Here is a 14,388-nt window from a genome sequence, read left to right as displayed (position 1 = left end):
CAATGGAATTCATTATGGCTGTATTAGCCGGTATTTTATTCACCACCGGCGTGTATAACCTCCTTCAAAAACAATTGCTGAGAATCATTATTGGAACGGGGCTCATTTCCCATGGAGCCCACTTGTTCATTCTTACAATGGGAGAGCTGAAACGGGGGGCACCCCCGGTTCTGACAGAAGGAATCGAGAAGTACACAGATCCGCTCCCACAGGCTTTGATTTTGACGTCCATTGTTATCAGCTTTGGGGTCACCAGCCTTCTGCTGGTCCTTGCCTATCGTGCCGCTAAAATCAATGGTACGGATAATATGGAGCAACTGAGGGGTAACGACTATGAGTAATTTAGCTATACTGCCGATTCTGCTGCCGCTTTTGGCAGGAATCATAACTGCCTTTATACACAAGAAAACAAAACTGGTCCGCTCCTTTTCCCAGATTACAGCGGTGATCAACCTGATTGTGGTTGGGTACGTCTTTATGACCATCCGCAGTCAGGGGACCATCGTCCTTGAGGTCGGAAGCTGGGAAGCACCGTTCGGAATTGTTCTTGTCGGTGATTTATTAGCAGCCGTCCTCGTTCTGACCACCAATATCATTGGTGTGGCGGCCGTATTTTTCGCTCCGAAGTCTTTAACAGAAAAAGAAGAGTCCTTCTATTTTTACAGCTTTTTCTTCCTGCTGATTGCAGGAGTCAGTGGAGCCTTCCTTACCGGAGACTTATTCAACCTCTTCGTTTTCTTTGAAGTTCTATTGATGGCTTCGTACGGATTGATCGTTCTCGGGAATGGAAAAGCCCAGCTTCGGGAATCGATTAAGTACGTCTTAATCAACCTGTTTTCTTCCATGCTGTTTGTTACAACGATCAGCTTTCTCTACTCTGTTGTGGGAACCGTCAACATGGCGCAGATTGCCCAGCGTGTGCAGGAAGTCGAACAGCAGGGGATCTTAACAACCATTGGCATTCTGCTGTTTTTCGTTTTTGCTACAAAAGCAGCCGTATTCCCGCTGTACTACTGGCTTCCAAGACCTTATTCAGCACCGAATGCCGTCGTTTCTGCACTCTTTGGAGCGCTGCTGACGAAGGTCGGAATCTACTCTATCCTGCGGACCTTCACACTTATGTTCAATCAGCAGGTGGATATGACGCATACCTTGTTCATCTACCTCGCCGCACTGACAATGATCTTCGGTGTGATCGGCGCTTTATCCACGTACAACGTGAAGCTGATTGTTGCGTATAACATCATTCCAGCTGTCGGGTTCATGCTGATGGGGATCGGGATCTTCTCTGAAGTTTCTCTAAGTGGTACGGTGTATTACCTTATTCATGACATGATTATTAAAGCCGCCCTCTTCATCCTGGCCGGTGCCACGGTATATGTGGCCGGCACATCGGATTTAAGAAAAATGGGTGGCTTGATCCACCACTATCCTTTACTCGGCTGGATGATGTTCCTTGCTTCTCTTGTTCTGGCCGGAATACCTCCGTTCAGCGGATTTATCGGCAAGCTGCAGTTGATCCGGGGAGCTGTTGGGCAGGAAGAAGTTATGATAGTCATTGTGGCGTTGATGTCGAGTCTGTTGATTCTATTCTCGATGATTCGTATTTTCATCAGAGGATTCTGGGGAGACAAGACCGATATCCCTCGGCCGGATCGGAAAGAAAAAGGCAGCCGTATGGTTTACCCGGCTGTATTTCTATTAACGCTTTCCGTGCTGTTAGGCGTTGGCGCTGAATGGTTCTTCCCCGTAGTGGAGTCCATCGCCCAATACTTAATGGATCCGGAAATCTACATTGATTCTGTATTAAAGGAGTAGAAGCCGATGCCATTACAAATTGTACTGAACATCATTATCGCCATCATGTGGATGTTCCTGAGTGAAAGTTACACATTCACCTCTTTTCTTGTCGGCTATATTCTCGGGATTATTCTTCTGTTTCTCTTACGTCGTTTCGTCCCTGATTCCTTTTACATGAAACGGACGTGGAAGTTTGTCCAGCTGATTCTCCTGTTTGTACGGGAGCTGATCCTGTCCAACCTGGATATACTGAAATATGTGTACAAACCGAAGCAGGATATGCAGCCGGGGATTTTCGCCCTTCCCATTGATGTAAAAACGAATTTTGAAATTACGCTGCTTGCCAACCTGATTACATTGACCCCTGGAACGCTGTCTGTTGTAGTCAGTGAGGACCATACAAAGATTTATATTCATGCGATGGATATTCCCGACGTACAGGAAAGCATTAATGATATTAAGAATTCATTTGAAAAACAAATCATGGAGGTGACACGTTAAATGGAGGCTGTTTTAGATACAACACAGACACTGATTGAAACTTCAGCCATCATCGCCATTGTAGCGGTTGCTGCATCTGTCATCCTTCTTCTTTACAGAGCGATTCTCGGTCCGACAAACCCGGACCGGGCCGTTGCTCTGGATACCATCGGAATTAATTTAATGGCCCTCGCAGGGCTGATTGCCGTCCTGCTTGTGACAACCAAATTCAATGACGTCGTGCTGCTGATCGGAATTCTCCTGTTTATCGGAACAGTAGCTCTGGCGAAATTCTTAGAAAAGGGTGTTATTATTGAGCGGGACGTGGATTAACCTCATCTTTGATATTGTCATTTGTCTATTCCTGCTGAGCGGTGCCTTTTTCCTTGTTTCAGGGTCCATTGGGATTCTTCGGTTCCCCGATGTCTATACCCGTCTCCATGCGGCTACAAAGAGTTCTACACTCGGAGTGGCCGGCATAATGATCGGTGCATTCCTCTTTCTCTATGTAGAGAATGGAATCGTCAGCGGGAAACTGCTGCTTGGAATCTTCTTTGTCCTTCTGACCGCCCCTGTATCCGGTCATATGATTTCGAGAGCCGCCTACCGGGCCGGCGTGCCCCTATGGGATAAAAGTGTGCAGGATGATTATGCAGAAGATCTGGAAAAGGAACGAAAAAACCAGGCTCAGGATTCATAAAGAATTAAAAAGCGTAGACAAACGTTTTTATACGTCAAAACCCGTGCGAGTTTCAAACACCGCACGGGTTTTTCTTTATCATGAAGATCTTCCTCATCTCCTTCGTTATGCCTTTTATTTTTAATTGCAGACAAGCACGGAGCCCCTTTTCTCTACATACACATGAGATAGGCAGTTGCCTAATTCATGAGGAGGTGCATCCATGAGCAGTCTGATTGCTTCGATCCTTTATTTTTTCAAAGAGTCCCTCTTTTTCATGTCCTATGTAAAAAACCAGGCCTTCCCCAACCCCCTCTCACCGGAAGAAGAAGCCAAGCAGCTCCAGTTGATGGCCGAGGGCAGTCATGAGGCACGGAACAAACTGATCGAACATAACCTCCGTCTTGTGGCACACATCGTCAAGAAGTTCGAGAATACGAAGGAAGATTTCGAGGACTTGATCTCGATTGGTACGATAGGACTGATCAAGGGGATTGAAAGCTACTCGACTGGAAAAGGAACAAAACTGGCCACTTATGCCGCCCGGTGTATCGAAAATGAAATTTTAATGCACCTCAGATCCACGAAGAAAATGAGCAAGGATGTTTCCCTTCAGGATCCGATCGGACACGACAAGGAAGGGAATGAACTCAACCTCCTCGATATTCTGCAGGCAGATGTCACCGACATCGTTGAGGAAATCCAGCTTCACATGGAGCTTGAAAAGATCAAGGATTTTATTAATGTGCTTGATGATCGGGAAAAAGAGGTGATCATCTTCAGATATGGACTGAATCAAACAGAGGAGAAGACACAGAGGGAGATTGCCAAGGAACTTGGGATATCAAGAAGCTATGTCTCCCGTATTGAAAAAAGGGCATTAATGAAGATTTTTCATGAATTTTATAAGCAGAGTAAGCAGGGAGGCCTTTCATAAAAAAAGCTTCATTGACAATAGTCAATGAAGCTTTTTCGGTATTTATTCCCCGACCGACTGCTGTTTCCACTTTTTCATTTTAAGAATCATGAAAAAGGCAGCCGCTGATGAAGCGGATATAACAGGATACATATATAAATGAGCCCGGGATTCATACACATACAGACTGATTAACGCTCCTGCATAAAGATAAGCGCTTAAAATGATGAGTGTCAAAACAAATCTTTGATAGTCTTTTAATTTCACGGATGAAGCTTCTCTTGATGCCAACTCCTCCACCTCCCGATTTCCATCATCGTATCATAATGGAGGTATCAAAAAAGGTGGAAAAGGCTGTCAATCGGCTTCGATCATCGTCATGATCATCTGTGCTGCATTTTCGGCAGCAACAGGTAGAAACTGATCAAAGGAAATGGAAGACTCTTTTCCCGCTATGTCGGATAACGCACGCAGCACGACAAAGGGTGTGCCGTATTTGTAGCAAACCTGAGCGATGGCTGCCGCTTCCATTTCGGCAGCGATCATTTCAGGAAAGCGGTCTCTGACGAAAGCCACCTTCTCCGGATCCTGCATGAAGGAATCACCGGTCGCAATAATCCCTTTGGCCGCACGGGCATTTGTGCTCCCGACCGCCTTCATCGCTTTTTCCACCAGGACAGTGTCCGCCTCATACATCGCCGGCATACCAGGCACCTGGCCGTAGGCGTACTTGAAAGCTGTTACGTCAACATCGTGATGCGTAACAAAGTCAGATACGACAATATCTCCGACTTCCAGGTCTTCAGCGAAACCACCCGCGGATCCGGTATTGATGACACTTTCAATCTCATACTGCTCATGCAGAATGGTTGTCGAAACAGCTGCGTTTACTTTGCCGATTCCTGATTTAAGGAGAACGACTTTCTTCCCTCGCAGCATGCCTTCGATAAACAAGCTCCCAGCCGTTTCTTTTTCTACCTTATCCGTCATTTCCGCCTGCAGGCGTTCGACTTCCTCATCCATTGCTCCAATAATTCCAATCGCCATCATCCATACGTCCTTTCTATCTTTCCACGACTTTTTCGTTTAGTACTTCCAGTTTCACCGGTTTGTATCCTTCGTTGTCCACCCATTGGACATGCACACGAAGATATCCGGTCTTACTTTTATCAGAAACGGTGGCTACAGCTTTTTGCGGGCCGCCATCGTTTCCAATCCACCAATAAATAATATTGTCCTCAGAAAGGTTCACAGCGCTTCTGACAGCTTCCTGAAGCTCTTTGTAGTCCTGTGTACCCTTAATGTACGAAATGCTGTGACTGCCGTTCGTATCCATCTCTGTCGGAATAACCGGCCAGTCCTTAGTTACGACACTTTCTACGTTAGGGTCGTCGCTTTCTTCTATCTGCAGGCCTTCCTCTTCCTTAATCGGCTCCAGTTCTTCAAATCCTTCCAGGGATACGCTTGTTTTGTCAGGATCGGCTTCTTCCTCAGGTTCTTTTTCAGTTTCTTTCTCTTGTTCCTCCTGGGTGCCATCCTTTGTAGTGTCCACCTGCTGTTCTTCCTCCGGATTCTGAGCTTGTCCGGTCTGATCATCTCCGCTAAATAACATCAAAGAAATCAACAGCACTGCAAATATCCCGGCCGCTCCAGCAAGCCACGGAAGTCGTTTGGTCCATTGACGCTTTTTCTCAAAACGCCCGGTACGGGACTCGGATGTATGCTTATCTGCCATGTTCATTTCCTCCTTTGAATACGCCGTACATTATACAATATCCGGCTGTTATGACCAATCCATCCAAGGTCCTCTCTATTTCCCGGGGAATAACAGCTCCCCTTTGGTCTATAAATATAGATGAAGAAAAAGACAGGGGCATCCCCTGTCTTTCGTTCTATTCCACCGTAATAATTTGAACGTCAATCTCTCCACCTGGTGTGGCTACTTTCACTTTATCACCGACAACGTGCCCGATCAGGCTCTGGGCCATCGGAGAATCGTTGGAGATTTTCCCTTCGAAAGGATCAGCTTCTGCACTGCCGACAATGGTATACGTTTCCTCATCTCCATCAGGAAGTTCCTTGAAGGTTACGGATTTACCCATTGTTACCGTGTCAGGATTCTGATTGTCATTCTCAATAATAACGGCATTGCGGATCATATTTTCCACCTGTGTGATACGCGCTTCAACAAAGGCCTGCTCGTCCTTCGCTGCATCATACTCCGAGTTCTCGGAAAGGTCGCCGAAGCCGCGGGCAATCTTAATCCGTTCCACCACTTCTTTACGGCGCTCTGTTTTCAGGTGATGAAGCTCATCTTCGAGCTTCTGTTTTCCTTCTTCTGTCATATAATAACTTTTTTCTTCTGCCATGGTCCGTCTACACTCCTTTAGTACAAGAAAAAATGAGATGTCCTTAATATAGGAAATGAGCAGTACATCTGTACGCTCATTGTAGAGATTTACTATACTTTACCCGAGGACATAAAGTTTTAGAACTACTATTGAAAACTATGCCAGATTTTTGCCAGTATTTCAACTATTTTCTTCGTCTATCAGTAAACCCTTTTCATAGAGAACCGTCTGGATTTTCGAAGCCATCAGATCAATAGCCACGTGGTTCTGTCCACCTTCTGGAATGATGATGTCCGCATACCTTTTCGTAGGTTCTACAAATTGAAGATGCATCGGGCGGACGACATTAATATACTGCTCAATCACCGAATCCAGGGTGCGTCCCCGCTCATTAATGTCTCTCATCATGCGGCGGATAATCCGAACATCAGCATCTGTGTCGACAAACACTTTAATATCCATCATATCACGGAGGCGCTCATCCTCCAAAACAAGGATCCCTTCAACAATGATGACTTCCTTCGGCTCCACGTGGATCGTCTCATCCGAACGGGTATGCATTTTATAATCATACACCGGCTTTTCAACGGATTTCTGGTCGATCAGCTGTTGGAGATGTTCCATCAACAGGTCATTATCAAAAGCAAGAGGATGATCATAGTTCGTTTCAAGTCTCTCCTCAAAAGGGACATCGCTTTGATCCTTATAATAATAATCCTGTTCGATCATCAATAAAGTTTTATCCGTGAAGCGCTGGATAATGGATCTGGTAACACTCGTTTTCCCAGAACCTGTACCACCTGCTACACCAATGACTACCGGTTTATCGTTCATAGTTACGTGGTTCTCCTTTCATCCCATCCGTGAGTCAGCTGTGACTGCTTTTCTTCTTTGTAATGGCAACGCCGTCCCCGATGGGCACAATCGTTGTATCATAATCCGGGTGTTTGACAAGCCATTCGTTGAACTTACGGATTTTACCCGCTATTTTCGCCATCCGTGGACTGGCTTCCCGGTCATCAGCAACATAGCCTTTAAATAGAACGTTATCCGTAATGATGACGCCGTCATCCTTCAGCATCGGGGCATATAAGTGGAAAAATTCCTCATACTTCCCTTTGGCTGCATCAATGAACAGCACATCATACGGGCCTTCTTCACGTGCTTGGTCCCCTGTTTCCAGCGCATCCCCAAAGATGACAGAAACACGGTCCCCGGCCTCTATGTTTTCTATATTTTTCAAGGCTTCCTTATAGCGCCATTCATCTCTTTCAACGGTCGTAATACGGGCTGCAGGATAGGCCTCCAGCATACACAGGGCTGAATAGCCGATGGCTGTCCCGATTTCCAGAATCCGCTCCGGCTTCTGCATACGGATCAGCTGCATAAGGAAGTTCATTCCCAACGGCTCCATAATCGGTATCTTATGTTCTTCAGCGAACGACTCCATATCTTGAAATGATTTGGAAGGCTTCGAGAGCAACGATTGTAGGTAATTCTCCTGCTCCATCCTGCTTCATCCCTTCACATCAAATTTACATCATTTTTACAACCCCATTATTTTAACACAAATCTCTCTGGTAACGCCATTGTTCTTTAGAGCTGCGTTCGTTTACAGAAACTTCAGAACCCTCTCGTTAAAGGGGGGATTACGGATAGCAAGGAAGGATGCTTCTATGTTTTCCTATAAAAGGAACGGGACACTCATGAAAGAATGTCCCGTTCTAAACTGCATTTGCACAGGTAATGCGCAGTCATTTAATTGATGTATTTTTCTTTCAGCTCATTATGCTCTTTCAGCGTATCAGCATAATGAATTTCCCCCTCACTGTCTGCAAGGAAGTACAAATGATTATGCTCTACAGGTTCCACAGCTGCCTGAAGGGAGTTTTGATTGAAGTTGGAAATCGGTCCGACAGGCAGACCCTTCACATGATACGTGTTGTAAGGTGACTCAATCTCCAGATCCTTGTAGTAGACCTTTTCCTGATGCTCGCCTTTCGCATATAGGACCGTAGGATCGGTCTGCAGCATCATATCTTCTTCCAGCCTGTTATAAAAAACACCGGATATTTTCCGGCGGCTCTCTGCGGTCCGTGCTTCATTTTCCAACAGGGAGGCCATGGTCACTAAATCGTGGACATTTTCTATATCATCCAGTTCTTCGATTTGACTATAGTAGGGAGCGACTACTTTCGTTGTCTGGTCCAGCATTTTCCTCACGATTTGATCAATGCTTGGATCCTCGACATACATCGGATAGGTGGCTGCAAATAAGTATCCTTCCAGTGGATAACGGATATCCTCATCAAGGATATCCTCAGTCAGCAGCTGAGGGTAGTCTTCCATCAGCGTTTCCACATAAGAGACATCATTGATTTTGTCCATGAATTCTTCAGCAGTAAAGGAGAATTCTTCTGCGTAAATAGCTGCAATCTGCTCTATATTCTGTCCTTCCGGCACAGTTACAGTAAGAGCGGGATCCTTCACCAGTTTCCCGGATTTCAAAGATTCAATCACCTCATCCAATGTCATGGAGGATGTGAACTGATAGTCTCCAGCTTGAAAACCGGATTCATTTTTGAATTTTGTATAGAAGCGGAAAATCATATCATTTTTGATGATATCGTTCTCTTCAAGGATGGAAGCGATATTGGAAGTAGAGGAACCGAGCGGGATTTCCACATCCACCTGCTTATCATTTCCTGGATCGACAGGTTCGAGTGCGGATTTCACATAAAGGTACCCGGATATTCCTACGATGAGAATCACAAGTGTGAAAACCGTAAGAATGATGGCGACAATTTTTCTCACTTTGCCGGCTTCTTCTATTCTATTTTTCAATTTCTTTTGGTATTGGGATTTAAAGTCAGAATTAGACAACGGACTTCCTCCTTTCATCCGGTACATTATACTATAAGTAGAGAGAATCTTTCTACATATTCCCGGAATTTTCAACAATATTCGAAGAACGCCAGTGACATAGTTCTTCTTCTCAAGGGTATACAAAAACAATCGTCCCCATACAAAAAAGCTGCCGGGAGCTCCCGGCAGCTTTATCGTTTCATGCATTATGTCAGATTTTCATCTGTCAGCGTGTTGAGCATTTCCTCAACCATTTCCCACTCATCATCTGATTCGATCTGATAAAGAGCAAGATCGTCTTCCTCGTTGCCTTTTTCTTCAAAACGGAAAGCAAAGACTTCCACTTCCTCGCCATCCTTTTGTTCAGCTGGAATAACGGCGATATAGGAATGGCCGGTCTTTTCCACATCAAAAGTGAACAAGACTTCAAATAAATGCTCTTCCCCATTTTCATCAGGGATAATAATGCGCTCTTCTTTTTCTAATGCCATACAGACATCCTCCTCATTGTTTTGAATCTAAATAGCTCTGCAAAATCATGACCGCTGCCATTTTATCAATGACTTTCTTTCTTTTTTTCCGGCTCATATCAGCATCAAGCAGCACGCGTTCTGCTGCCATCGTCGTTAACCGCTCATCCCATAGATGGGAAGTGAGCTGAAATTCCTGTTCCAACCAGGAGGCGAAAACCTGGCTGGCTTCTCCGCGCGGGCCGACCGTGCCGTTCATATTTTTCGGAAAGCCGACAACGGCTTCCGTAATCTGATGATCGTCAATGATCTGTTTCAGCTCTTCCCGCGCTGTAGAATAGTCCTGTTCATCCCAGTGAAGTGTTTTAAGGCCCTGGGCTGTCCAGCCTAAGGCATCCGAGATGGCAATGCCTATCGTTTTTTCGCCTACATCCAAACCTATTTTTTTCATTTACTGCCCTCTTTATTCTCATTAATGTAAAATTTGACCAGTTCCTCGATCAGTTCATCACGTTCAATCTTACGGATTAAATTTCTCGCATCCTGATGACGGGGAATGTAGGCAGGATCACCGGAAAGCAGATAGCCGACAATCTGGTTGATCGGATTGTACCCCTTCTCCTGCAGCGCCCCGTAAACAGAAAGCAGTACAGACTGGACATCCTGATCGAAGGGTTCTTCTGAAAAATTAAAACGCATTGTTTTATCCATTGAACTCATTTCGGTCACCTCGCACATAAATGTATTTACTCCATTATATACCTAAATCTCGTTCAGGAAAAACTAAGAGTTTTGACCGGCATACTCTTTGGCGTACTGCAGCGCGTCCGGAATCTTGGAAGCGTCTTTTCCTCCGGCCTGAGCCATATCCGGACGACCGCCTCCTCCGCCGCCGCACAGAGTGGCGGCTTCTTTGATCAATTTGCCGGCATGATAGCCTTCTTCGACCAAATCCTTGGAAACCCCGGCAATCAACTGAACTTTTTCTCCATTTGGAGCAGCCAGTAGAATAATCCCTGAATCGATTTTCTGTTTCAAATCATCCACCATGGTTCTCAATGCGTTCATATCTTTTACATCCACCTGTTTCGCAAGCACATTTACGCCATTCACCTGCTCTACTTCATCGAGAATGCTGGCTGCCTCCATATTGGACAGCTTCGCGCCCAGGGAGTCATTCTCCTTCTGAAGATCCTTCATTTCTTTATAAAGGGTTTCAATGCGTTCCGGCACCTGTTCAGGAGATGTTTTCAATAGAGCTCCGGCCTGCTTCAGGACAGAAGCTTTCTGATTCATATAAAGATACGCATCTTTAGCCGTGACCGCTTCAATCCTGCGTGTCCCTGCCCCGATTCCTGATTCAGATACAATCTTGAACAAGCCGATTTCCGCTGTATTCAGCACGTGACAGCCTCCGCAGAGCTCCAGGCTGTAGTCGCCTACTTGAACGACTCGGACCGTCTCGCCATACTTTTCACCAAAGAGCGCCATCGCTCCTTTGGCTTTAGCTTCCTCAATGGAGTTGATTTCAATGGAAACCGGGATGGACTGCCACACTTTTTCGTTGACGATCGCTTCGATTTTTTCCATTTCCTCATTGGTTACCGCTCCAAAGTGAGAGAAATCAAAACGCAGACGATCTGGAGCGACAAGAGAGCCTGCCTGGTTCACATGCTCACCAAGAACATCTTTCAGGGCCTGATGCAGCAGGTGGGTGGCCGTATGGTTTTTCACAATGAACGAACGGCTTCCCTGGTCGACTTCTGCTGTGACCTGTGCCCCTTTTTCAATCGTTCCTTCCTTCACGAACGCTTCATGCATGTGCTGTCCGTTCGGAGCTTTTTGGACATTCGTCACTTCAAGCACACCGTGATCTGTTTTAATCCAGCCTTTATCGGCCATCTGTCCGCCGCTTTCAGCGTAGAATGGTGTTTCAGACAAGAAAAGATAAACGGTGTCGCCTTCCTCCGCTTTCTCGGCGAAACCTTTGTCTTTAATTAATTCCACCAACGTGGAAGGAATCGTAAGCTGATCATACCCGACAAAAGTACTGTCTACATGGACCTCACCAAGCACACCGTCCTGGACCTGCATGGAATCGGTTTTCTGGCGGGCACTGCGGGCACGTTGCCGCTGTTTCTCCATCTCTTCCTTAAAGCCGGCTTCATCAATGGTAAAGCCTGCTTCAGCTACATACTCTTCTGTCAGTTCTTTCGGGAATCCGTACGTATCATACAGACGGAACACTTCCGTTCCAGGGAAGACAGTGCTTCCTTTTTCCGTTTCCTCTTTCATGATGGTGGAAAGAATTTGAAGACCATCATTCAGTGTTTCGTGGAAACGTTCTTCCTCTGTCTGGATCACGTTCTGAATGAAGGCTTCTTTCTTCTTCACTTCTGGATAGAAATCGACCATGATATTGGAAACTTCAGGTACAAGCTTATACATGAACGGCTTATCAATACCGATCTGTTTAGCAAATCGCACCGCACGACGCAGCAGCCGGCGGAGAACATAGCCGCGTCCTTCGTTTGAAGGCAGAGCCCCATCGCTGACAGCAAACGTGACGGTTCTCATATGGTCCGCGATGACCTTGAAGGAAGAATCTCCTTCGACGCTGCCGCCGTATTTGTGTGAGGTCATTGTCTCTGTCGCTTCGATAATCGGTTTGAACAAGTCTGTTTCAAAGTTCGTCTCTGTTTCCTGGATCACACAGACGATCCGCTCAAGCCCCATCCCTGTATCAATGTTTTTCTTCGGAAGCGGCGTGTAGGTATCATCCGGATTGTGGTTAAACTGGGAGAATACAAGGTTCCAGATTTCCAGGTAACGCTCATTCTCACCGCCTGGATACAATTCAGGATCACCGGCGTCACTGCCGAACGCTTCCCCGCGGTCATAGAAAATTTCCGTGTTGGGTCCACTCGGGCCTTCGCCGATATCCCAGAAGTTTTCTTCAATGCGGATGATACGCTCTTCTGGAAGTCCGATGCTGTCTCTCCAGATTTGGAACGCCTCGTCATCTTCGGGGTGAACAGTTACCGAGAGCTTCTCAGGATCAAAGCCGATCCATTGGTCACTCGTCAGGAATTCCCAGGCCCATGCCATCGCTTCTTTCTTGAAATAATCGCCGATGGAAAAATTACCAAGCATTTCGAAAAACGTATGGTGACGGGCGGTAAAGCCGACATTTTCAATATCGTTGGTACGGATGGATTTCTGGGCATTGACAATTCTCGGGTTATCCGGAATCACGCGGCCATCGAAGTATTTTTTCAATGTCGCTACACCACTGTTGATCCATAACAGCGTCGGATCTTCGTGGGGAACGAGTGATGCGCTGGGTTCTACGCTGTGACCTTTTTCTTTGAAAAAGTCCAGAAACATTTGACGCACGTCAGCAGATGTCAAATTTCTCATAATAAAGCTGCCTCCTTAAGTATATATAGAGAGACCGTAACGAACGAAGAAAAATAAAAACTCCCGCCTCTGCCTTCATCGGCAGGGACGGGAGTTTTTCCGCGGTACCACCCTGGTTACAGGTTCTGCACCTGTCAGCTTGGAATGCCTGTAACGCGGCATAACTACGGCGGGGGTTAACCGCACTCAGGAATAGCGTTCAGCACGATCATGCAGCGTGTTTTACAGCCGGGAACACGCCTCTCTGTCCATGAATAAAGCACCTACTCGTTTCCTTCATCGTTTTCTTCGTTCAAAAAGTCTACGCTAAGCGTAATTATAGGGAAGTGTACTTCATCTGTCAATATGGAGCCTTCCAGCCCGTACTTCATCGATAATCACCTTCAGACACGTCAAAACCGGCACAGCCAGAATCAATCCGGGAATCCCTGCGATCTCCCCTCCCAGTAGAAGGGCGAAGATGATGAACAAAGGGTGGGTGTGGATACTCCGGCCCATAATGTAGGGTGATAATAGGTTCCCTTCAATCACTTGAATCAGGATGACAACGAGAAGGGTAAGGAGCAGGCTGTTCACCGACACGGTTACAGCGACCACAACAGCAGGAACAGCCCCGAGGATCGGACCGAAATACGGGATGATATTGGTGAGGCCCGCAATCAATCCGAGAACGAGCGGATAAGGAAGATCGATCAGCCAAAAACCAATAGCTGCCAGCACACCGACAACAAGACTGATGAGCAGCTGCCCCCGGATGTAGCCGCCAAGCGAGTGATTCAGCTGTACAGCCAGACGCCCGGCTTCCCTGTGCCACGTTCGCGGAAGCAAGGTGAGTAAATACCGTCCGATCATTTTGTAATCCTTCAAAAAATAGAAGGTCATCACAGGAATAACAGCAAGCAGCAGAATCATATTGAAAAGACCGCTGATTCCGGTAAAAACCGTCATCACTTTTTGACTGATCCATCCTTCAAAAGCTTCAAAACGCTGATCCAGTTTTTTATGAATCCCGTCCGGCAGCCGCTCGGTCTGGGCATACCACTCCTTCGTCCAGCCTTGATACGATTCCACAAGAGCTGGAAGATGCTCATTCAAAAGCTTCAATTGATCCAGCAGCCTCGGGATCCCTTTATAAAGTCCATAGCTCGCCAACGTAAAAAAAGCCAGAAAGATGACCAGAATGGCTATAGGCCGGGGAACACCGGTTTCCTCAAGTCCATGGACCAGTGGATGAAGCAGGAGCGAAAGCACGAGGGCCGCAGCAAAAGGGAGAAGAACCTTCCCGATCACTGCCAGCCCCTGCTCATAATAAGGAAAAAGCCAGGCCAGAAGCAGCAGGGACAACAAGGTAATAAAGAAGATGGTTAATCGTTTGAGCCACTTGGAAGAACGCTCACCCATGAAACA

General features: G+C 46.4%; 18 protein-coding genes. 6 read left to right on the top strand and 12 right to left on the bottom strand.

Annotated features, from left to right (window positions below; genetic code table 11):
• Positions 1-2: 2 nt before the first annotated feature.
• The 6 genes from ACXADP_RS07810 (at position 3) to sigK (ending at position 3,896) form a co-directional block, all read left to right on the top strand.
• Positions 3-341 (top strand): Na(+)/H(+) antiporter subunit C, encoded by a 339-nt coding sequence (locus ACXADP_RS07810; protein WP_027955324.1) that lies wholly within the window; start codon positions 3-5, stop codon positions 339-341.
• A complete protein-coding gene (locus ACXADP_RS07805) occupies positions 334-1,818 on the top strand; it encodes a Na+/H+ antiporter subunit D (RefSeq protein ID WP_474971211.1) in 1,485 nt (494 codons plus the stop codon). The genes ACXADP_RS07810 and ACXADP_RS07805 overlap by 8 nt, the downstream gene beginning before the upstream one ends.
• 6 nt (positions 1,819-1,824) lie before the next feature.
• Entirely contained in the window at positions 1,825-2,301 is a 477-nt protein-coding gene (locus tag ACXADP_RS07800; protein ID WP_474969053.1) for a Na+/H+ antiporter subunit E, read from the top strand.
• Positions 2,302-2,613 carry a Na(+)/H(+) antiporter subunit F1 gene (locus ACXADP_RS07795; RefSeq protein WP_474969054.1) on the top strand — a complete coding sequence of 104 codons (312 nt, stop codon included), beginning with the start codon at positions 2,302-2,304 and terminating at the stop codon, positions 2,611-2,613.
• Positions 2,594-2,980 carry a monovalent cation/H(+) antiporter subunit G gene (mnhG, locus tag ACXADP_RS07790; RefSeq protein ID WP_474969055.1) on the top strand — a complete coding sequence of 129 codons (387 nt, stop codon included), beginning with the start codon at positions 2,594-2,596 and terminating at the stop codon, positions 2,978-2,980. The genes ACXADP_RS07795 and mnhG overlap by 20 nt, the downstream gene beginning before the upstream one ends.
• A 202-nt stretch (positions 2,981-3,182) precedes the next feature.
• On the top strand, positions 3,183-3,896 hold the full coding sequence (gene sigK, locus ACXADP_RS07785) for an RNA polymerase sporulation sigma factor SigK (RefSeq protein ID WP_027955319.1): 714 nt from the start codon (positions 3,183-3,185) through the stop codon (positions 3,894-3,896).
• 42 nt (positions 3,897-3,938) lie between these two features.
• Here sigK and ACXADP_RS07780 read toward each other — a convergent pair whose 3' ends face one another.
• The 12 genes from ACXADP_RS07780 to ACXADP_RS07725 form a co-directional block, all read right to left on the bottom strand.
• The gene (locus ACXADP_RS07780; RefSeq protein WP_474969056.1) at positions 3,939-4,166 is read right to left on the bottom strand and encodes a YrhC family protein; all 228 of its coding nucleotides are present in this window, start codon (positions 4,164-4,166) and stop codon (positions 3,939-3,941) included.
• 66 nt (positions 4,167-4,232) lie between these two features.
• Positions 4,233-4,922, bottom strand: coding sequence for a 5'-methylthioadenosine/S-adenosylhomocysteine nucleosidase (gene mtnN / locus ACXADP_RS07775; protein ID WP_474969057.1), 690 nt, complete (start codon positions 4,920-4,922; stop codon positions 4,233-4,235).
• A gap of 16 nt (positions 4,923-4,938) precedes the next feature.
• Complete coding sequence (locus tag ACXADP_RS07770) at positions 4,939-5,610, bottom strand: YrrS family protein (RefSeq protein ID WP_474969058.1); 672 nt, start codon at positions 5,608-5,610, stop codon at positions 4,939-4,941.
• A gap of 157 nt (positions 5,611-5,767) precedes the next feature.
• The gene (greA, locus tag ACXADP_RS07765) at positions 5,768-6,244 is read right to left on the bottom strand and encodes a transcription elongation factor GreA (RefSeq protein WP_027955316.1); all 477 of its coding nucleotides are present in this window, start codon (positions 6,242-6,244) and stop codon (positions 5,768-5,770) included.
• A 162-nt stretch (positions 6,245-6,406) separates the two neighbouring features.
• A complete protein-coding gene (udk, locus tag ACXADP_RS07760) occupies positions 6,407-7,060 on the bottom strand; it encodes a uridine kinase (protein ID WP_474969059.1) in 654 nt (217 codons plus the stop codon).
• A 34-nt stretch (positions 7,061-7,094) separates the two neighbouring features.
• Entirely contained in the window at positions 7,095-7,736 is a 642-nt protein-coding gene (locus ACXADP_RS07755; RefSeq protein WP_474969060.1) for an O-methyltransferase, read from the bottom strand.
• 248 nt (positions 7,737-7,984) lie between these two features.
• The gene (mltG, locus tag ACXADP_RS07750) at positions 7,985-9,109 is read right to left on the bottom strand and encodes an endolytic transglycosylase MltG (RefSeq protein ID WP_474969061.1); all 1,125 of its coding nucleotides are present in this window, start codon (positions 9,107-9,109) and stop codon (positions 7,985-7,987) included.
• 188 nt (positions 9,110-9,297) lie between these two features.
• A complete protein-coding gene (locus ACXADP_RS07745) occupies positions 9,298-9,582 on the bottom strand; it encodes a DUF1292 domain-containing protein (RefSeq protein ID WP_474969062.1) in 285 nt (94 codons plus the stop codon).
• Positions 9,583-9,595: 13 nt separating this feature from the next.
• Positions 9,596-10,012, bottom strand: coding sequence for a Holliday junction resolvase RuvX (gene ruvX, locus ACXADP_RS07740; protein ID WP_474969063.1), 417 nt, complete (start codon positions 10,010-10,012; stop codon positions 9,596-9,598).
• Positions 10,009-10,281, bottom strand: coding sequence for an IreB family regulatory phosphoprotein (locus tag ACXADP_RS07735; protein ID WP_027955310.1), 273 nt, complete (start codon positions 10,279-10,281; stop codon positions 10,009-10,011). The genes ruvX and ACXADP_RS07735 overlap by 4 nt, the downstream gene beginning before the upstream one ends.
• A 63-nt stretch (positions 10,282-10,344) precedes the next feature.
• Entirely contained in the window at positions 10,345-12,981 is a 2,637-nt protein-coding gene (gene alaS / locus ACXADP_RS07730; protein ID WP_474971210.1) for an alanine--tRNA ligase, read from the bottom strand.
• 333 nt (positions 12,982-13,314) lie between these two features.
• Positions 13,315-14,382 (bottom strand): AI-2E family transporter, encoded by a 1,068-nt coding sequence (locus ACXADP_RS07725; RefSeq protein WP_474969065.1) that lies wholly within the window; start codon positions 14,380-14,382, stop codon positions 13,315-13,317.
• Positions 14,383-14,388 lie beyond the last annotated feature (6 nt).

Source organism: Halobacillus sp. AWH4_228 (assembly GCF_056158365.1).
Note: the sequence above shows the minus strand (reverse complement) of the source record. Positions and strands in the feature narration are given on the sequence as shown.